This window comes from Pseudoxanthomonas sp. LjRoot206, from assembly GCF_056175725.1.
The window spans coordinates 107,645-125,289 of sequence record NZ_JBGFFI010000004.1 but is presented as its reverse complement, the minus strand read 5'-3'; the positions used below and the strand labels follow the sequence as shown (position 1 = coordinate 125,289).

Below are 17,645 nucleotides of genomic sequence, written 5' to 3'. Positions count from 1 at the left end.
GCGGCCCCGACGCCGCGAACGCGACGATACCCCGTCTGCAGTCGCGATGGCGCGCGTGGATCAGCCGTCCGTCCGACGGGCGCGATGCACGGCTGACACCCGCGCAGCCTGCAAGGCCGCCCCGACCTCCGGCCCCTTCAGGCCGTCGCCGACCACGTCGCGGGCGCTGACCTGCAGCGCGGCGTGGTGCAGGCGCACCAGCTCCCGGCCCTGCGGATAGTCGGCCTCTTCGTTGCCGCCGCGACCCCGCTTGTCCGCCTCGCAGACGGTGGCGAGCCAAGGAATGCGCTCCGGCCGACGGAACGCATCGCAGCGCGTGAGCAGCTCGATCACCGTCGCGTCGCGCAATTCCGCCAGGCGGTGGACGTTGAGGTGCTCGCGGCATGCCATCACCGCCAGCTCGCGATGGTCGGCGGGCACCTTGAGCCGTTCGCACAGTGCCATCACCGGCTTCACGCCGGCATGTTCGTGCCCGATGTGCTTGGGCAGGACGTCGGTGGGCGTCAGCGCCTTGCCCAGGTCGTGGACCAGCGCGGCGAAGCCGATCAGTGCGTCCCCCGGCGCCAGCCGCGCCGCCATGTCGCTGACCATCTGCTGGTGGATGCCGGTGTCGATTTCCGGGTGGTACTCCGCGCGCTGCGGCACGCCGTACAGCGCGTCCAGTTCCGGCAACACCACCGCCAACGCGCCGCAGGCGCGCAGCGTGGCGAGGAAGGCGGACGGGGTAGGCGAGGCCAGCGCACGGCGCAGTTCCTGCCAGACGCGCTCGGGCACCAGGGCATCCAGCTCGCCGCTGGCGACCATGTCGCGCATCAGCGCCATCGTCTCGGGCGCGACGGTAAACCCGAGCGACGCGAAGCGGGCCATGAAGCGGGCCGCGCGCAGGACGCGCAGCGGATCCTCGACGAAGGCCTCGCCGACGTGGCGGAGCACGCGGGCTTCGATGTCGCGCGCGCCGCCGTAGGGATCGATCAGCGTGCCTTCCCCGTCCTGGGCGATGGCATTGAGGGTGAAGTCGCGCCGCTGCAGGTCTTCCTCCAGCGTCACCGAGGGATCGGCATCGACGACGAAGCCGCGATAACCCCGGCCGCTCTTGCGCTCGGTCCGCGCGAGTGCGTATTCCTCCGCAGTGTCGGGATGCAGGAATACCGGAAAGTCGCGCCCGACCGCCTTGAACCCCTGCGCTTCCATCTGCGCCTGGGTGGCGCCGACCACGACCCAGTCGCGGTCGCCGGGTTCGAGGCCGAGCAAGCGGTCGCGTACCGCGCCGCCGACGAGATAGGTATTCATGGCGACATGATGCCGGAATGGTGGTGGGATGTAGGAGGGGCTACAGCCCCGACCGCGCGCCTCGGCGTGCGGGAGCGGTGAAAGGGCAGCGCCGGTTGTGGCGTTCCTGTCGGGGCTGAAGCCCCTCCTACGAAATCCGGTGTCAGCTCTTCGGCATCTGCGCGGTCGGGCAGGTGAAGGCCTTGCGCTTGGCCTGCACGCGACCCATCAGGCGATCGCTGACCGGCAGTGCCGTACCGTTGAGGCGCCAGTCGTAGATCACGCTGAAGGCCAGCACGCGCGCCACGTACTCGCGCGTTTCCTTGTAGCTGATCGTCTCGATCCAGACGTCCGGATCGAAGCCGGGGCGCTGCGACTGCCAGCGCGCCGTCGGCGCCGGACCGGCGTTGTAGGCGGCGATGGCGACATAGGGCACGCCGTATTTGTCCTCCATCTCGCGCAGGTAGGCCGTGCCGATGGCGATGTTGGTGTCGGAGTCGTACAGGCTCGCCGCACCGGCATACGGAATGCCGAGCCGCCTGGCGACACCCGCGCCGGTGGACGGCAACACCTGCATCAGCCCCATCGCATTGGCGCCCGAGCGCGCCTTCGGATTGAAGATGCTCTCGGCACGGATCTCGGCGGCGACCCAGGCGGGATCGATGTCGTGCTTCGCCGCTTCGCGCTTGATGGTGTCGCCGTGATGCAGCGGGAAACGCAGCCGGTACAGGCGCTGCTCGTCGGGCCGGCTCTCGCCGCGCGCGCTGCCCAGCGAGAACACCGCGCGGTCGAACCAGCCGTTGTCCTGTGCCACCTCCACCGCGATGCGGCGCTGGGTATCGTCGAAGCGCGACAACGCGTCAGTCCATTCGGCGGTGGCCCAGCCCGGACGCTCGAGCTGCCACAGCTCCATCGCGCGCACGATCGCGGGATCGCGTGCGATGGCCTGCTTTGCCGTGGCGGGATCATTGGGGATCCATGCGCACAGGGCGTACGGCTGTTCGAGCCGGTCGGCGGCGAGGAAGCCATGGAAGGTGGGGCTGGACGCCGTCTCGCGGAACAGGCGCTGAGCGCCGGCGGCATCACCGGTCTTCTCGCTCATGCGCGCTTCGAAGTAGCGCCAGCGCGAGTCGTTGCGTTGCGCGGTCGGCATCTTCCGCAATGCCGCGAGCGCCGCCGGCCAGTCGCCGCGCGACAGCGCCTCGCGTACGCGCCACTCGTGCAGGCGCTCGTCGTAGGCGGACGCCGGCACGTTGCCCAGCCGGCGTGCGGAATCGGGCCCGTACGACGCCACGGTCCACAGTGCGATCTGGTACAGCACCTGACCACGCTCGCGCTCGCCCATGCCCAGTGCGTCCGCGTACCGCGGCAGCGCGCGCTCGGCGGCATCGGGATCGTTCTGCGCGAGCCTGGCCAGTCCGTACGCCGCCATCCGGCGGCTGCGTTCGGTCTTCGGCCAGTTCATTGCGCGCGGATGGACCGCATCGATGAAGGCGGCGTAGTCGTTGGCGATGGCGGCTTCGTCGGCCGGCAGCCCGCGCGCGGCACTGCGCATGACCCCGGTCTGGCGCTCTGCCGCGGCGGCCTCGATGCGTTCCCAGCGCACGGCCGGCGTCAGTCCGCCCTGGCTGGCGAGCACCTCGAACACTCGGTCGCACCCATCGGGCAGCGACTTGGCGCCCTTTCGCCAGAGGGCTTGCGCCTGCTCCGTCCATGCCGCATCGGTACGGCCCGTGGCCTGGCGCGCCTGCAGGTGCGCGCACTGCAGGGCAACGCTGTCGGTCGGCTTCCACGCGGCGAGGAAGGTCGGCCAGTCCTGGCGTCGCGCGAGTGCCGCGAGCCACAGGCTGCGGAACTGTCCGGCGACGGCCTGGCCGTCGTACCGCGCGAGGAAGGCCTGCGCCTGTGCGGTCGATATCGTATCGGGGTCGCGACGCAGCGCGGCGAACTCGACCCAGCCGTACAGCGGGTGGCGGGCCAGGGATGAGGAAGCGGCGGCGTCGAAGCGGCCTGCCTCCGCCGCCGCAAGCGCATCGCGCATCGCGGGGCGTTGCGCGTCGAGCGACTGGGCGTGCAGGACCGGTGCGGCACACAGGCTCGCGAAGGCTGCGAGTACGATGACGGGGGGAATGCGGATCATGCGGGGACTATACCCAAGCCGCCTGAACCTCTCTGTAGACGAGCCATGACGATGAGGTGCTGATTGGAAAGTGTGTGGATTTTTCCGGTGCTTGGTGTGTTGGCCGGCATTCTCGCCGGCCTGCTGGGTATCGGCGGTGGCCTGGTACTGGTCGCCGCGCTGGCGTGGATCCTGCCGCTGCACGGCATTCCGAAAGAGGCCGCGATGCACGCGGCACTCGCGAGTTCGCTGGCGAGCATCGTGCTGACGGCGACGTCTTCCGCATACTCGCACCATCGTCGCGGCAGCGTGTTGTGGCCGACGGTGACGTGGATGGTGCCGGGCCTGTTGCTGGGTGGCTGGCTCGGCAGTGGCCTGGCGGTCTACCTCGACGACGACGTGCTGCGCTGGATCGTCGCGGGCTACTGCTTCATCGCCGGCGCGCAGATGGTGTTCGGGGGCAACGCGCATCCGGAAGGTCGCGGCGTGCCCGCGCCACGCGGGCCCGTGATGAGCGTGGCGGGCTCGGTGATCGGGGCGGTATCCGCCGTCGTCGGCATCGGCGGCGGCAGCATGACCGTGCCGCTGCTGGTGGCCCGGGGCGTGCAACCCGTGCGCGCCGTCGGTACCTCGAGTGCCTGCGGCGTCGCCATCGGTCTCGCCAGTGCGTTCGGCTATGCGCTGCACGCGCCGGCAGGCGCGTTGCCGTCGCACGCGGTCGGTTACATCTACCTGCCCGCCGCGATCGGCGTCGCGATCGCCTCCGTGATCGCCGCGCCGTACGGCACCAAGCTCGCGCACCGGATCGGCGGCAAGGCGTTGAAGCGCGTGTTCGCCGTGTTCATGGTGGTCATGGGCATCGCCATCATCGCCAGTGGCTGAGTACGGCGCGCTACACCCGTTTAGTTGTTAATCCTCGTGACGAGCACGTGTAGAAACTCGCGGTAATTGCATTTACTCGCAGATAATCGCCGTTACCATTTTCAGAATGGTGACTTGTTTCCGTTGTCGGCGTTTTACCGATTCTTTACAACGAGGGACGAGCCGCTTTAGGCGACAGCCGTGCGGCCGCACACCCTTTCGGAGAGAGAGAATCATGAACGCGCGCCGCCGTACCCTGGCTTCGGCCATTCGACTTGCCGTGCTCCTCACCCTGCCCGCGACCGCGGTGGCGCAGGAGGCCACCACGCTCGACACGCTCACCGTGACCGGCAGCCGCATCAAGCGCGCCGAGATGGAAGGGCGCGTGCCGGTCCAGACGCTGTCGCGCGAGGAGATCGAGCGCACCGGCCTCACCTCGATCGGCGACATTCTGCAGGAGCTGACCGGTTCCGGTTCGGCGCTCAACACCAAGTTCAACTCGTCGGGCAACTTCGGCTTCTCGCCGAACGGCGACGGCGTCGGTGCGGGTTCTGCCCAGGTCGACCTGCGCAACCTCGGGCCGAAGCGCGTGCTGGTGCTGGTCGACGGCATGCGCTGGGTCAACGAGTCGTCCGCGTCGGGCGTCAGTGCGGCGGTCGACCTCAACACCATTCCGCTCGCGCTGGTCGAGCGCATCGAGGTGCTGGAAGACGGTGCTTCCTCGCTGTACGGCTCCGATGCGATCGCCGGCGTGGTCAACATCATCACGCGCCGCAACTTCGACGGTGGCCAGGTCACGCTGAACTACGGCCAGTTCGACAAGGGCGATGGCGAAGTCACCGGCGCGGACGTCGCCTGGGGCTTCGACAACGAACGCAGCAACCTGTTCCTCAGCCTGAGTTACACCGAGCAGAAGGAAGTGAGCTCTGCCGACCGTTCTATCTCGTCCATTCCGATCCAGGGCGGCAGCTCGCGCATCCTCGGTGGCCGCTACGCGTTCACCGATCCGAATGGCAACAGTTACGACCTGTCGGTGAAGCCGGGACAGACCAATCCGGTCTACACGCCGAACCTGCCGGACTGCGATTCGGGTGTCGCGCGCACCGATGGCTTCCAGTGCTTCGACTTCGGGCGTGACGCGTTCAACTACGCGCCCTACAACCTGCTGATGACGCCGTCCAAGCGCATGGGCGCGTTCGCGCAATACCGCTTCTCGATCACCGAACAGCTGAACTTCTACGCCAAGGCGCTGTACAACCGCCGCGAATCGACCAACCAGGCCGCGCCTGAGCCCATCGATCTCGGGCCGGGCGCGGGCACCAGCTATACCGCCGACCTGACGATCCCGGCCAACCATCCGTTCAACCCGTTCGGCTTCGCATTGACGGGCGGTCCCGGCGGCAACATCGGCACGATCCGCCGTCGTCCGATCGAGGGCGGTCCGCGCATCTTCGAGCAGGAGGTCGACACGCAGTACGTCGCGGCCGGCCTGGAAGGATCGTTCGGCGGCGAGCGCCAGTTCTTCTGGGACGTCAACGCGGCCTTCAGCAAGAACGAGGCCGACCAGACCAACCGCGGCAGCTACAACGCGCGCAACATCGCCATCGCGCTGGGCGACCCCGCCGTGTGCGCGACGACAGCGGGCTGCACACCGCTGGACATCTTCGGCTTCGACACCATCACGCCGGCGATGCTGGCCTACATCAGCCCGCTGTTCCGCGACCGCAGCGAGCAGAAGCTGACCCAGGTCACCGCCAACCTGAGCGGTGCGTTGTTCGAGGCGTGGGCCGGCGACATCGAATTCGCCGCCGGCTACGAGTACCGCAAGTACGAAGGCAGCTACAACCCGGATCCGCAGACGGTCGCCGGCGAGTACAACGGCGTGCCGTCGCTGCCGACGTCCGGCGAGTACGACGTCAACGAGGCCTATCTCGAATTGAACGTGCCGCTGTACGCGCAGCAGGATGGGCCGGGCAAGTTCGACCTCAGCCTGGCGGGTCGCTACTCGGACTATTCCACCTTCGGCGGTGAGTTCACGCCCAAATACGGCCTGCGCTGGCAGGTCGCCGAAGACCTGCTGCTGCGCGCGACCTATGCAGAGGGCTTCCGCGCGCCGTCGATCGGCGAGCTTTACGGCTCGCAGAGCCGCTTCGATGCCTTGCTGGTCGATCCCTGCCTGGTACCGCCGAGCGCTCCTGCCGGCTCGCTCGCGCCCGTCTCCTGCCCGGGCGTACCGGCTGGTGCGCGACAGAACGATCCGCAGATTCCCGTACTGACCGGCGGCAACCCCGCGCTGCAGCCCGAGACCGCGCGCAGCTTCAGTGCGGGGCTGGTGTTCAGCCCCTCGTTCGCCGAGAACGCGGCGTGGTCGGACAAGTTCGACATCGAGGTCACCTACTACCGCCACAACCTCGAAGGCGCCATCCAGGCCATCGACGCGCAGACCCAGCTCGACCTGTGCGCGACCACGCAGGATCCGCAGTACTGCACCGGCATCAATCGTCTGGCGTCGGGCGAGATCGATACCTTCGCCAACTTCCTGATCAACCTGGGCTCGATCAAGACCGACGGCTGGGACGCGGACGTGTTCTGGACCCTGCCGGAATCGAACCTCGGCCGCTTCAAGCTGGGCTGGCAGAACACCTTCGTCACCCGCTACGAGGCGCGTGGTGCCGGCGGCCAGGCGCAGCCGCAGGGGCCCGGCATCGTGGTGAACGACACCGCCATCCCCGAATGGACCTCGACCGCCACGCTCGACTGGACGCTCGGCAACTGGAATGCCGCGTGGAGCGTCCGTCACCTGTCCGAGATGGAAGAGGCCTGCCTGGCCGCTGATCCGGCCGCGTTCTGCTCCACGGCCACGACCAATACGCTGGCCGCAACGACGTATCACGACCTGCAGCTGGGCTACGAGTTCGAGTGGTTCAAGGGCCTGCAGCTGACCGGCGGCGTCAATAACCTGTTCGACGAAGATCCGCCGGTCTGCACCTCGTGCTCGCTGAACGGCTACGAGGCGTCGACCTACGACATACCCGGCGGCCGCTTCTTCTACGTGCGGGCGAACCTGCGGTTCTGATCCGCAACGCAGGAGTCGACGAGGAAGCCGGCGCGAGCCGGCTTCTTTGTGTCCGGGTCCAGCATCGGCGCCTGGCGCCGTGCCGCGGAGCGAGGGCGCAACGATCGGTCGCGGGTGCGCAATGCCCTGCGGCTTGAAAAACAAGAATCATTCGCATTTAATAGCGATCTGGCGACAGCCCCGCCGTCCGGCCGCCCTCCTTCCGCGATCGGGTGCGCGCCGATTCCTCTCCCACGTTCCCCCAGGTCACTTCATGCGTCGTCTGCGTCCGTCCATTCCGCTCACCGTTTCTCCCACGCACCGCGTGGCGCCCCGTGCGCTGACGTCGGCCATCGGCCTGGCACTCGCCTGCCTGTCCGGCATGGCGCTGGCGGCGCCGCAGGACAGCGCGCCGGCGGGCGGCGGGAACGATGCCACCGACCTGGACAAGGTACTGGTGGTCGGCCAGCGCGCAAACCGCGTCAGCAACGGCGCGACCAACCTGGACCTGGCCATCAAGGAGACCCCGCAGTCGATCAGCGTGGTCAGCGGCGAGCAGATGCAGCAGTTCGGTGCCGACAGCCTCAACGACGCGTTGCGCTTGGCCACCGGTATCCAGGTGGAGGAGTGGGAAACCAACCGTACCAACTACCTGGCGCGCGGCTTCGAGATCAAGAGCGCGCAGATCGACGGCGTCGGCATGCCCAACGACTGGGGCATCGCCACCGGCGCGATGGACGCCTTCGGTTACGAGAAGCTGGAAGTCATCCGCGGCGCGAACGGCCTGCTGACCGGCGTCGGCAACTCGGCCGGCACCATCAACTACGTGCGCAAGCGCCCGACCAACGACGCCGAAGGCTCGGTGGGCGTGAAGGTCGGTTCCTGGGGCGAGCGCCGCGTGGAGTTCGACTACTCCACGCCGTTCACCGACAACGGTACCTGGGCCGGTCGCGTGGTGTTCGCGCGGGAGGAGGGCGACTCCTACCTGCGCGACCTGGAGAACGAGCGCACCTTCGGTTACGCGGTGATCGATGGCCAGGTGGGCGAGAACGGCACGCTGACGTTCGGCTACTCGTGGCAGCAGGCCGACACCACCGGCAACATGTGGGGCGCGCTGCCGTTCGTGAACACCGACGGCACCCAGCCGTCGTGGGACGTGGGTGCGTCGACCACGGTGGACTGGACCTATTGGGATACCAACACGCAGGCCGCCTTCGTCGAATACACGCACCAGCTAGGCGACGACTGGCGACTGAAGGCGACCTACAACCGGCGCAAGGGCGAGAACGACGACGAGCTGTTCTTCGCGTACTCCCTCACGGGTCTCGATCCGGTCACCGGCACGGGTCTGCTGGGCTGGGCCTACAAGGGACGGGACGAGCTGACCTCGGACCTGGTGGACCTTAGCGTCAACGGCCGCTTCCAGCTGTTCGGTCGCGAGCACGAGGCGATGTTCGGCCTCAGCCAGGCCGAGAGCGAGCAGGAATACTGGATCAATCCGGCGCCCTCGGATTCGCCGGCGTTCGGTGCGCTTCCCGGTTTCCCGTACGCGGGCGACGCCGTACCGGAACCCACCTGGGGTGCCCGCGAACGGTCGAGCTTCTTCAACCAGCGCTTGCGCCGCGCGTTCGGCGCCACCCGCCTGTCGCTGACGGAAGACTTCAAGGCGGTGCTGGGCGTCAACTACGCCGAGTACCACCGCGACGGCGCCAACGGCGTCGATCCGTTCGATGAAACCGAGAGCAACACCAGCCCGTACGCCGGCCTGACCTACGACGTCAGCGACGACCTGCTGGCCTACGTCAGCTACTCGGACATCTACCAGCCGCAGGACCAGCGCGACTTCGACGGCTTCTACCTGGCGCCGTCCAAGGGCGTGAACTACGAAGTGGGCGTCAAGGCCGAGTGGTTCGACAAGCGCCTGCTGACCACGCTGGCCTACTTTACCGCCGAGCAGGAAGGGCTGGCGACGTTCGCCGGTTACAGCGCTGACACGCTGATGAACTATTACGTGCCCAGGGACGTCGAGTCGAAGGGCTGGGAGTTCGAAGCCACCGGCCGGCTCAACGACTACACCGACCTGGTGTTGGGCTACACGCACCTGAAGATGGAGGGCGAGGAAGGTACGCTGACCTACAACTGGGTGCCGCGCCGCACCGCCAATCTGATGCTCAGCGCGCGCCTGCCGTCGTACAAGGCCGTGTCGTTCGGCATCGGCGGCCGCTGGCAGAGCGCCATCTCCAACACCGAGAGCTACAGCGGCCAGACCGTGCGGCAGGGCAGTTATGCGGTGGTGAACGCGTTCGCCGCATGGGATTTCGTGGAGAACGCGACGCTGCGCGCCAACGTCGGCAACCTGACCGACGAGAAGTACATCAATACGCTGTACCAGATCGGCTACTACGGCGCGCCGCGCCATTGGTCGCTGAGCCTGGAATACCGGTTCTGATGCCGCCCCGCCACGTGCTCTCCCGGTAGCCGCCGCCACCATGTCCACGATCCCGCATCCCGTCGCTCCCCGTTCGCCACGCCCGCACGTGGCGGCCCGCATTGTTGCCGCCATCTTCGGCGGCTATGGCTTCGCCTGGGGCATCGTCGCCGCCGGCGCCAGCCTGATGTACGCCGCCGGCATGGACTTCCACGATGCGGAATTCCTCGCCAGCCTGTTCGGCGTGCTGGCGTTCCTGGCGGTGTTCCTGTGGACGTTCGCGGCGCGCCGGTTGTGGGTGGTATGCACGGTGCTCGTGGGCGGTGGCGCGGTGTTGGCGGCGGTCGCGTCGTTCGTGCAGTCGCGGCTGGTCTGAGGCCGAGGACGTCATCATGATGCAGAGCTTCCGCCAGGCGATGGCCTGGCTGCATACCTGGTTCGGGCTGGTGCTCGGGTTCGTGCTGATGGCCGCCTTCTTCTTCGGCGCGCTGTCGGTGTTCGACCGCGAGATCGACCGCTGGGCGATTCCGTCCACGCGTTTCGAGCCGCAGCCGATGCCGTCGTACGAGCAGATCCTGCGGCCGGCGTTCGAGCGCATGCAGCCGCTGCCGGCCACCGTGGATGCGATGCGCCCGCGCGTGAACGGGCCGATGCCCGAGCGCTTCGATACTGTGGTCAGCTGGAGTGCGTACACCACCCACCGTGATCCGGTGCTGCAGCTGTTCGCCGGCTACGAGGTGCCGAACGCGAAGGATCCGGAAGAGGCCATCTGGGCCGATGCCACCATCGATCCGCGCGACGGCACGCCCTTGCCGAACGACCGCCTGAAGGTCGGCAGCGGCTTCTTCTATCCGATGCACTACGGGCTGACGCTGGACTGGAAGAACCTGGGCATCTGGATCGTCGGATTTTCCGCGCTGATGATGCTGGTGGCGCTGGTCACCGGCGTGGTGATGCATCGCAAGATCTTCCGTGAGTTCTTCACCTTCCGGCCGGGCAAGGGCGGCCTACGCAGCGTGCTGGACCTGCACAACCTGACCGGCGTGGTGGCGTTGCCGTTCCACTTCTTCTTCGCCTTCACCGGCCTGCTGATCTTCGCGGCGACGTACTACTTCCCGGTCGGCCACACGCAGCTGCACGACCTGCACGACCTGCACGCGGAAGTGGAGGCGCGCGAGACCGGCCTGCCGCACCAGCGCGCGGGCGTACCCGCCGGCCTGGCCAACGTAGATGCGATGGTCGCGGATGCCCAGCGGCGCTGGCAGGCGCAGGACAAGGCCGGCGATGTCGGCTTCCTGGTGCTGCAGCATGTCGGCGATGCGAACGGCTACGTCAGCGTGTACCGCGCCGGCACCGACCGCATCGCGCTGGTTGGCGATGGCATCCACTACAAGGCGTCCACGGGCGAACTTATCCGCGAGGATCCACCGCCGAGCGCGGCGGGCCGCATCGCCGAATTCCTCACCGGCCTGCATCTGCAGCATTTCCGCCACTGGCTGCTGCGCTGGATGTACGTGCTGGGCGGACTGCTCGGCGCGGTGTGCATTGCGACCGGCTTCCTGTTCTTCGTCGAGAAGCGCAAGCGCCAGCACGCGCGGCAGGGCCAGCAGGGTGCGCGTGTGGTCGATGCGCTGGCGGTGACCACGGTGACCGGCATGGTGCTGGCGGCGCTGGGCATCCTGATCGCCAACCGGTTGCTGCCGGAGGACCTGCCGGCGCGCGGCGACTGGGAACGCTATGCATTCTGGGGCATGTGGTCGCTGGCGTTGCTGCACGCCGCGTGGCGCAGCGCGCCCGTCGCCCGCGGGCTTTCCAATCCGGCGTGGCGCGAGCAGTGCGGCATGATCGCGGTGATGGCCCTGAGCGCCGTGCTGTTGAACTGGATCACCACCGGCGACCATCTGCTGCGCACGCTCGGTGCGGGCTACTGGCCTGTCGCAGGCGTGGACCTGACGTTGCTGGCGGGCGGCACGATCGCTGCGGTGACGGCGCGTACGCTGACGCGTCGTGCCGTCGCGGCCTCGGCTTCGCGGATCGCGGACGTGGAGACGACCCATGCATGAGCATGCATCCGCCGCGCTCCTGTTGCTGGCGGCGCTGCTGGCCAGCGTGGCCGGCATGGGATGGCTGGCCCTGTCGATGCCCGTCCACGCGCATCAGGTATGGGCCGTGCCGCTGTCCGCCTCTGCGTGTCGTGCGCTGAAGCTCGCGGGCGCGATCGCGATGGCGGTGTCGCTGGTGCTCTGCCTCGCTGTCGACCACGCCACCATGGCCAGCCTGGTCTGGGTGATGGGCCTGACCGCCGCTGCGGTCGGTGTTGCGATGACGCTCGCCTGGCGACCGCATTGGCTGCGCTTGCTGGCGCCCTGGATACGCAGGCGCGCCGCCGGGCGCTGACACGGGGTCGGGGTCGGGGTTCACCGTCCGCCATGCACGGGCGCCTGCGGGAAGGCCTGGTCCGCCTGCGATGGTCCTCGCCGTGACTTCCGTCACCGCAGGAGTACGATGCGGGCAAGCGGGAGGACGCTCTGGGGATGGACGCGCCAGTCGACAACGCGCAGGTCACGGGATGGCCGGGGATGATGGCGCGCCGCCGTCGGCGACGTGCCTTCTATCTGCTGTTGGCGACCGGCCTGATCATGATGTCGCTGGGACTGGGTTGGGGTGCGTTCTTCGCGTGGCGTGGTGCCTGGGCCGTGGCCCTGGTGGAACTGGCGATGGCGGTGCTGGGCCTCGGCGTCATCGTGATGGCGCGCCTGCGCCGTCCACGCGCCGCGTCGTGGGTGGCCTTCGTGGGTCTGGCCGCGCTGCTCTGCTTCTTCTCGGCGTTCCTCGATGTATCGACGGACGCGGTTCCGCGGACCAGCCATCTGTTCCTGCTGGTGCTGGCGCTCTGCGCGCACCATGTGTTCCGCGACGAGACGCCGTGGCTGCGCTACGGACTGGTGGTCGCACTGCTGCTGGTGTTCGCGGTTTTCGCGGCAACGCCGGTGCGCGCGCCGCATGCGTTCGCGATCGCCGACGACGTGCGGCGGACCGGCATCTGGGTGAATCTGGCGACCGTCGTGGCGAGCCTGCTGATCGTGCTTCGCCTGGCCGAAACCGACATCGCCGAACATCGTGCGCTGCATCGGGCCTTGCGCGATGCGCTGTCGCAACGCCGCTTCCTGCTGCTGTACCAGCCGCAGGTCGATGTGCAGGGCCGGGTCGTCGGCGCCGAAGCGCTGTTGCGCTGGCAGGACGAGCGGCGCGGGCTGGTCGGGCCGGCCGACTTCATGCAGGCCGCCGAAGACACCGGCTTCATCCTGCCGCTGGGGCACTGGGTGCTGCAGGAGGCGTGCCGACAGCTCTCCGCATGGCAGGCAGAGCCCGCGCTCCGCCACCTTCGGCTGTCGGTGAACATCAGCGGATTGCAGTTGCAGCAGCCGGACTTCGTGCAGCAGGTGGACGACGCGATCCGGCGCAGCGGCGTGGATGCCGAGCGGCTGACACTGGAACTCACCGAAAGCGTGCTGGTGCAGGACATGAACGATGCCGTCGGCAAGATGCGCGCGCTGCACGCGATGGGCGTGCGGCTGTCGCTCGACGACTTCGGCGCGGGCTACTCCTCACTGTCGTACCTGCGGGAACTGCCGTTCGCCGAAATGAAGATCGACCGTGCGTTCACCCGCGAAATCGTGCGCGACCCGCACGCCGCCACGATCTCCCGCAACCTGCTGCAGATGGGGCGCGAACTGGGTATCGACGTGATCGCCGAGGGTGTCGAGCAGGACGACCAGTTCGCTCTGCTGCGCGAGCAGGGGTCCTGCCTGTTCCAGGGCTATCTGTTCGGACGCCCGATGGACGTGGGTACGTTCAATCAGCGCCTGCTGTCGGCACCGTGAAGCGCGGGCTTCAGCGCAGCGCGCCGTCCGGCACGTCGATGTCCATCGCCAGCGCCAGGTGATCCGAGTTGGCGGCGGGCATGGCGCGGGCATTGTCGCCGCGCAGGCCTTCGCTGAGCAGGATGTGGTCGATCGCGCGCTGCGGGCGCCAGCTGGGGAACGTGGGTACGCAGAACGCCGGCGGACGCAGGCGGGTGCGCTTGTAGAGCAGTTCCATTTCCGGCGTGTCCGGTACGCAGTTGAAGTCGCCCATCAGCACCGCGTGCGGATGGTCCGACAGCAGCTCGCCGATGAAGGCCAGCTGCGAGCGGCGCGAGTTGGCGCCCAGCGACAGATGGGCGACGGCGACGGTCAGGCCTTCGTCGCCATCGCCGAAACGCGCCACCAGCACGCCGCGGCCGCCAATGCGGCCGGGCAGGCTGTGGTCGCTCACTTCCACCGGCTCCAGCTTGCTGAGCAGGCCGTTGGCGCTGCCCGCGACGCGGGCGACGTTGCGGTTGGGCTGGTGCGTCCAGTAGTCGAACCCGGCGCGCTCGGCCAGATAGTGCGTCTGGTTGGTGAAGCCCGAGCGCAGGCTGCCGGGATCGGCTTCCTGCAGGCCGACGATGTCGTGCCCGCCGGCCAGCTGCGCGATCGCATCCAGGCTGCCGCGCTTGTTGCCTGCCGGCAGCGCATGCGACCAGCTGCGGGTCACATAGTCGCTGTACCGGCGGGTGCTGGAGCCGGCCTGGATGTTGGCGCTGAGCAGCCGCAGCCGCCGCGTGGCGGGGGAAGCAGTCATGGAAGTGGGGGCTTCCGAGGGCTCAGCGCTGCGCGCGTTCCATCGCGACCAGGTGATCAGCGATGCGCAGCACGTCGGCGTAGGTCCGGCCGCCGGTGACGCGGTACTTGCCGTTGACGATGATCGTCGGCGTGGCTTCCACGCCGCTGTTCTTGGCGAACTGCATGCCGCGGGCGACCTGCGAGTTGGTGCCGAAGCTGTTCATCAGCGACACGAACTCCGTCGCGTTGACACCGTACTGCTGCGCGTACCAGGCGGCGATGGTGGCGGCATCGGTCGGCGGCTGACCTTCGCCCGGCAGCGTGCGCTGCAGGTGGATGGCGCTGAACACCGCGTCGTGGCTCTTGTCTGCCACGCCCTTGGCTTGGGCCGCGTAGAACGCGTGGGCGTAGGGCTTCCAGACCGGGCCGAACACGACCGGCACGTAGGTCACGCGCACATCGGCGGGCTGCTTCTTCTTCCACGCGGAGACTTCCGGCGCGAAGCGGGCACAGGCCGGGCAGACGTAGCCGAACACTTCGACCACTTCGACCTGGCCGTTGAGCGGCGCGTACGGCTGGCCGCCCTGGATCACGACGTAGTCCGTGCCCGCGACCGGCGCCGGGCCCTGCGGCGGCACCACCGGATTGGTGTTCGGCGCGGCGGCGGCATCGGCACCTTCCGCCGGCGCGGCCGTGGCGGCATCGGCAGGCGTCGCCGCGGCATCGGTGGCGGGCGTCGCGCTGGCATCGGCCGCCGGCGCGGCGGCGGCTTCCTGGGTCGGCGTGGTGTCGGTGGAGGGCTTGGGACCACAGGCCGCCAGCACGGGCAGCAGCAGGGACAGCATCAGGACGTGGCGGGATTTCATCGCGCTAACTCCAACGGATCAGAAGAAAGGGGTGCCGGCAGCGCCGGGGACAAGACACATTCTGCATGGCGCCCGGAGCGGTCGCCATGACGCAATCGTCACTTGCGGGTGCGCTCGCGGGCGACCAGGCGGTCGGCGATCTTCAGCATGTCGCTGTAGTTGCGGCCGCCGATGACGCGGTACTTGCCGGCGACGATGATCGTCGGCGTGCCCTCCACGCCGGCGGCGCCGACCCAGTCGCGCGCCTTCGCCAGCTGCGCATCGACCTCGGGGCCACGCAGGGCGGCCATGAACTTCGCCCGGTCCACGCCCTGGCTGGCGTAGAAGCCGGCGATCTCGTCGGCCGTCGCGTTCTGGATGGGCAGGGAGCCGACCTTATGGAGGGCGTCGAACACGGTCTGGTGGGTGCGCTCCTGCACGCCCAGCTGCCTGGCGGCATAGAAGGCGCGCGCATACGGGATCCAGTAGCCGCCGAACGCGGCCGGGACGGGCGTCAGCTGCACGTCGCGCGGCAGGGTTTTCTTCCACGTGGCCAGGATGGGTTCCAGGTGAGCGCAGTGGATGCAGGTGTAGCCGAACACTTCGGCCACCTCGATCTTGCCCTTGGCCGGCGCAAACGGTTTGCCGTCCGGGATCACCACGTAGTCCTCGCCTTCGACCAGCGGGGCCGGTGCCGGCGGTGCGGCGAGCGTGGCGGCCGGCAGCAGGGCCAGCAGGGTGATCAGCACGGGCAGCAGACGCGACACCATCGGGACTCTTCCTCTATGGGCGGCGCCCGGCGCCCGGGCATCGCGGAAAAAAGAAACGCCGGCCATGGTGGGGCCGGCGCGATGAACAGGAGCTTGAACTTCCGGTCGCGCGAGGCGACGGAAGCACGGGGTTACTTGCCGCCGGCCTTGGCGACCGCAGCGTCGTCGGCACGGGCGTGCAGGCCCTGCAGGTAGCTGGCGAGCGCCTGGATCTCCTGCTCGGTCAGCGGGCCGGCGACCTGCGCCATGATGTTGAAGTGGGCGGCGTCCTTCAGCGTGGTGGTGCCGGCCTTGTATTCGGTCAGGCGGCGCACGGTGTAGTCCTGCATCTGGCCGCCGATGTGCGGGTAGGCCGGGCCCGGGTTGCCGGCGCCGGTCGGGCCGTGGCACGCCATGCAGGCCGGCACGCCGCGCTTGGCGTCGCCGTTGCGGTACAGCTGCTGGCCCACTTCGTAGAACTTCATGTCCTTGTACGGACCATCGGCGACGACGCTGTCGTCGGCCAGGCCGGCACCGGACTTCTGGGTGGCGAAGTAGGCGCCCACGTCGCGCATGTCCTGCGCGCTGAGGGTCTGGGCGAACGGGGCCATCACGGCCGCCATGCCGGTGTTGCGCTCGCCCGAGGCGAACAGCGCCAGCTGTTGGGCGACATAGCGCTCGCTCTGGCCGGCGATGCGCGGGTACTGCGGGTCGCTGGGGTTGCCGTCGGCACCATGGCAGGCCGCACACGCGGCGGCCTTGGACTGGCCGGCCTTGGCGTCGCCCCACGTGGTCTTGGCGAGGTTGACGTCCAGCGGAGCGGTCTCGACCGGGGCGTTGTCCGGCACGGGAACGACCGTGGTCTGTGCAAAAGCGACTGCGCCCACGGCCAGTACGGCCAATCCGGCAAGTCCCATAACGCGAGCGTGGCGCATGCTAAAGCTCCGAAACCCTTGATTGAGGCGGCACCCGCAGGGGCCGCGAAACCGCCGAATTATCGTCGCGGCGGCCGGTTGCGGTCAATTCAGCATGGCGGGCGGCCCCGCCCGTGCGATCCTAGTGGCATGTCGAACCCCCTGAATTCCGCCAGTTACCTGCTTTCCGCCCACACCCCGCGCCAGTTGCCGGAGGATGGGGGATTCGAGGTGGCCTTCGCCGGCCGCTCCAATGCCGGCAAGTCCAGCGCTCTGAATGCGCTGGTCAACCACAACCGTCTGGCGAGGGTGTCCAAGACCCCCGGTCGCACCCAGCAGTTGGTGTTCTTCCAGGTCCAGACGGAGCGCTACCTGGTCGACCTGCCGGGCTACGGCTATGCCAAGGTGCCGCAGGACCTGCAGGCCCACTGGCAGGCCTTCATCGACCGCTACTTCCGAACCCGCGAGGCGCTGAAGGGGCTGGTGGTGGTGATGGACATCCGCCACCCGCTGAAGGACTACGACCGCCAGATGCTGGGCTATGCCGTCCAGCGCGGTCTGCCGGCGCATGCGCTGCTGACCAAGGCCGACAAGCTGGGCCGCGGTCAGCAGGCCCAGGCGTTGCAGGCGGTGAAGAAGGACCTGTTTTCGTCCTTCGGCGACACCGTCAGCGTGCAGACCTTCTCGGCCGAGTCGAAGCAGGGCGTGGACGAAGCCCGCCTGGTCGTGGGCAACTGGCTGGGGCTGTCCTGAGCAGAC

The 17,645-nt window shown here is 68.4% G+C and carries 14 protein-coding genes; 8 read left to right on the top strand and 6 right to left on the bottom strand.

The window, feature by feature from the left end:
* Positions 1-60: 60 nt before the first annotated feature.
* The gene (locus AC04MD_RS13620; protein WP_475497820.1) at positions 61-1,290 is read right to left on the bottom strand and encodes a multifunctional CCA addition/repair protein; all 1,230 of its coding nucleotides are present in this window, start codon (positions 1,288-1,290) and stop codon (positions 61-63) included.
* 142 nt (positions 1,291-1,432) lie between these two features.
* Positions 1,433-3,409 (bottom strand): transglycosylase SLT domain-containing protein, encoded by a 1,977-nt coding sequence (locus tag AC04MD_RS13615; RefSeq protein ID WP_475497819.1) that lies wholly within the window; start codon positions 3,407-3,409, stop codon positions 1,433-1,435.
* A gap of 87 nt (positions 3,410-3,496) precedes the next feature.
* Here AC04MD_RS13615 and AC04MD_RS13610 point away from each other — a divergent pair, with 87 nt between their 5' ends.
* The 7 genes from AC04MD_RS13610 (at position 3,497) to AC04MD_RS13580 (ending at position 13,616) form a co-directional block, all read left to right on the top strand.
* Positions 3,497-4,270, top strand: a complete 774-nt coding sequence (locus AC04MD_RS13610; RefSeq protein WP_475497818.1) for a sulfite exporter TauE/SafE family protein — start codon at positions 3,497-3,499, stop codon at positions 4,268-4,270.
* 214 nt (positions 4,271-4,484) lie between these two features.
* Positions 4,485-7,325, top strand: a complete 2,841-nt coding sequence (locus AC04MD_RS13605) for a TonB-dependent receptor plug domain-containing protein (protein WP_475497817.1) — start codon at positions 4,485-4,487, stop codon at positions 7,323-7,325.
* A gap of 253 nt (positions 7,326-7,578) precedes the next feature.
* Entirely contained in the window at positions 7,579-9,753 is a 2,175-nt protein-coding gene (locus AC04MD_RS13600) for a TonB-dependent siderophore receptor (protein ID WP_475497816.1), read from the top strand.
* 40 nt (positions 9,754-9,793) lie between these two features.
* A complete protein-coding gene (locus AC04MD_RS13595; RefSeq protein WP_475497815.1) occupies positions 9,794-10,108 on the top strand; it encodes an iron uptake protein in 315 nt (104 codons plus the stop codon).
* 16 nt (positions 10,109-10,124) lie between these two features.
* Positions 10,125-11,795 carry a PepSY-associated TM helix domain-containing protein gene (locus tag AC04MD_RS13590; protein ID WP_475497814.1) on the top strand — a complete coding sequence of 557 codons (1,671 nt, stop codon included), beginning with the start codon at positions 10,125-10,127 and terminating at the stop codon, positions 11,793-11,795.
* Complete coding sequence (locus tag AC04MD_RS13585) at positions 11,788-12,129, top strand: DUF3325 domain-containing protein (RefSeq protein ID WP_475497813.1); 342 nt, start codon at positions 11,788-11,790, stop codon at positions 12,127-12,129. The genes AC04MD_RS13590 and AC04MD_RS13585 overlap by 8 nt, the downstream gene beginning before the upstream one ends.
* A gap of 137 nt (positions 12,130-12,266) precedes the next feature.
* The gene (locus AC04MD_RS13580) at positions 12,267-13,616 is read left to right on the top strand and encodes an EAL domain-containing protein (RefSeq protein WP_475497812.1); all 1,350 of its coding nucleotides are present in this window, start codon (positions 12,267-12,269) and stop codon (positions 13,614-13,616) included.
* 10 nt (positions 13,617-13,626) lie between these two features.
* Here the strand turns inward: AC04MD_RS13580 and AC04MD_RS13575 are convergent, their stop codons facing one another.
* The 4 genes from AC04MD_RS13575 to AC04MD_RS13560 form a co-directional block, all read right to left on the bottom strand.
* Positions 13,627-14,397, bottom strand: coding sequence for an endonuclease/exonuclease/phosphatase family protein (locus tag AC04MD_RS13575; protein WP_475497811.1), 771 nt, complete (start codon positions 14,395-14,397; stop codon positions 13,627-13,629).
* Between the two features lie 22 nt (positions 14,398-14,419).
* Positions 14,420-15,244 (bottom strand): thiol:disulfide interchange protein DsbA/DsbL, encoded by an 825-nt coding sequence (locus tag AC04MD_RS13570; RefSeq protein ID WP_475497810.1) that lies wholly within the window; start codon positions 15,242-15,244, stop codon positions 14,420-14,422.
* A 98-nt stretch (positions 15,245-15,342) separates the two neighbouring features.
* Complete coding sequence (locus tag AC04MD_RS13565) at positions 15,343-15,993, bottom strand: thiol:disulfide interchange protein DsbA/DsbL (protein ID WP_475497809.1); 651 nt, start codon at positions 15,991-15,993, stop codon at positions 15,343-15,345.
* A 131-nt stretch (positions 15,994-16,124) separates the two neighbouring features.
* Complete coding sequence (locus tag AC04MD_RS13560) at positions 16,125-16,907, bottom strand: c-type cytochrome (protein ID WP_475497808.1); 783 nt, start codon at positions 16,905-16,907, stop codon at positions 16,125-16,127.
* Between the two features lie 129 nt (positions 16,908-17,036).
* Between AC04MD_RS13560 and yihA the strand changes: the two genes are divergently transcribed.
* Positions 17,037-17,639, top strand: a complete 603-nt coding sequence (gene yihA / locus AC04MD_RS13555; RefSeq protein ID WP_475497807.1) for a ribosome biogenesis GTP-binding protein YihA/YsxC — start codon at positions 17,037-17,039, stop codon at positions 17,637-17,639.
* The last annotated feature ends 6 nt before the right edge of the window (positions 17,640-17,645 follow it).

Coding starts and splice junctions, on each gene's coding strand:
- AC04MD_RS13585 (WP_475497813.1), top strand. CDS start 11,788: ATGCATGAGCATGCATCCGCCGCGCTCCTGTTGCTGGCGGCGCTGCTG.
- yihA (WP_475497807.1), top strand. CDS start 17,037: ATGTCGAACCCCCTGAATTCCGCCAGTTACCTGCTTTCCGCCCACACC.
- AC04MD_RS13565 (WP_475497809.1), bottom strand. CDS start 15,993: ATGGTGTCGCGTCTGCTGCCCGTGCTGATCACCCTGCTGGCCCTGCTG.
- AC04MD_RS13595 (WP_475497815.1), top strand. CDS start 9,794: ATGTCCACGATCCCGCATCCCGTCGCTCCCCGTTCGCCACGCCCGCAC.
- AC04MD_RS13600 (WP_475497816.1), top strand. CDS start 7,579: ATGCGTCGTCTGCGTCCGTCCATTCCGCTCACCGTTTCTCCCACGCAC.
- AC04MD_RS13570 (WP_475497810.1), bottom strand. CDS start 15,244: ATGAAATCCCGCCACGTCCTGATGCTGTCCCTGCTGCTGCCCGTGCTG.
- AC04MD_RS13590 (WP_475497814.1), top strand. CDS start 10,125: ATGATGCAGAGCTTCCGCCAGGCGATGGCCTGGCTGCATACCTGGTTC.
- AC04MD_RS13605 (WP_475497817.1), top strand. CDS start 4,485: ATGAACGCGCGCCGCCGTACCCTGGCTTCGGCCATTCGACTTGCCGTG.
- AC04MD_RS13575 (WP_475497811.1), bottom strand. CDS start 14,397: ATGACTGCTTCCCCCGCCACGCGGCGGCTGCGGCTGCTCAGCGCCAAC.
- AC04MD_RS13615 (WP_475497819.1), bottom strand. CDS start 3,409: ATGATCCGCATTCCCCCCGTCATCGTACTCGCAGCCTTCGCGAGCCTG.
- AC04MD_RS13580 (WP_475497812.1), top strand. CDS start 12,267: ATGGACGCGCCAGTCGACAACGCGCAGGTCACGGGATGGCCGGGGATG.
- AC04MD_RS13620 (WP_475497820.1), bottom strand. CDS start 1,290: ATGAATACCTATCTCGTCGGCGGCGCGGTACGCGACCGCTTGCTCGGC.
- AC04MD_RS13560 (WP_475497808.1), bottom strand. CDS start 16,907: ATGCGCCACGCTCGCGTTATGGGACTTGCCGGATTGGCCGTACTGGCC.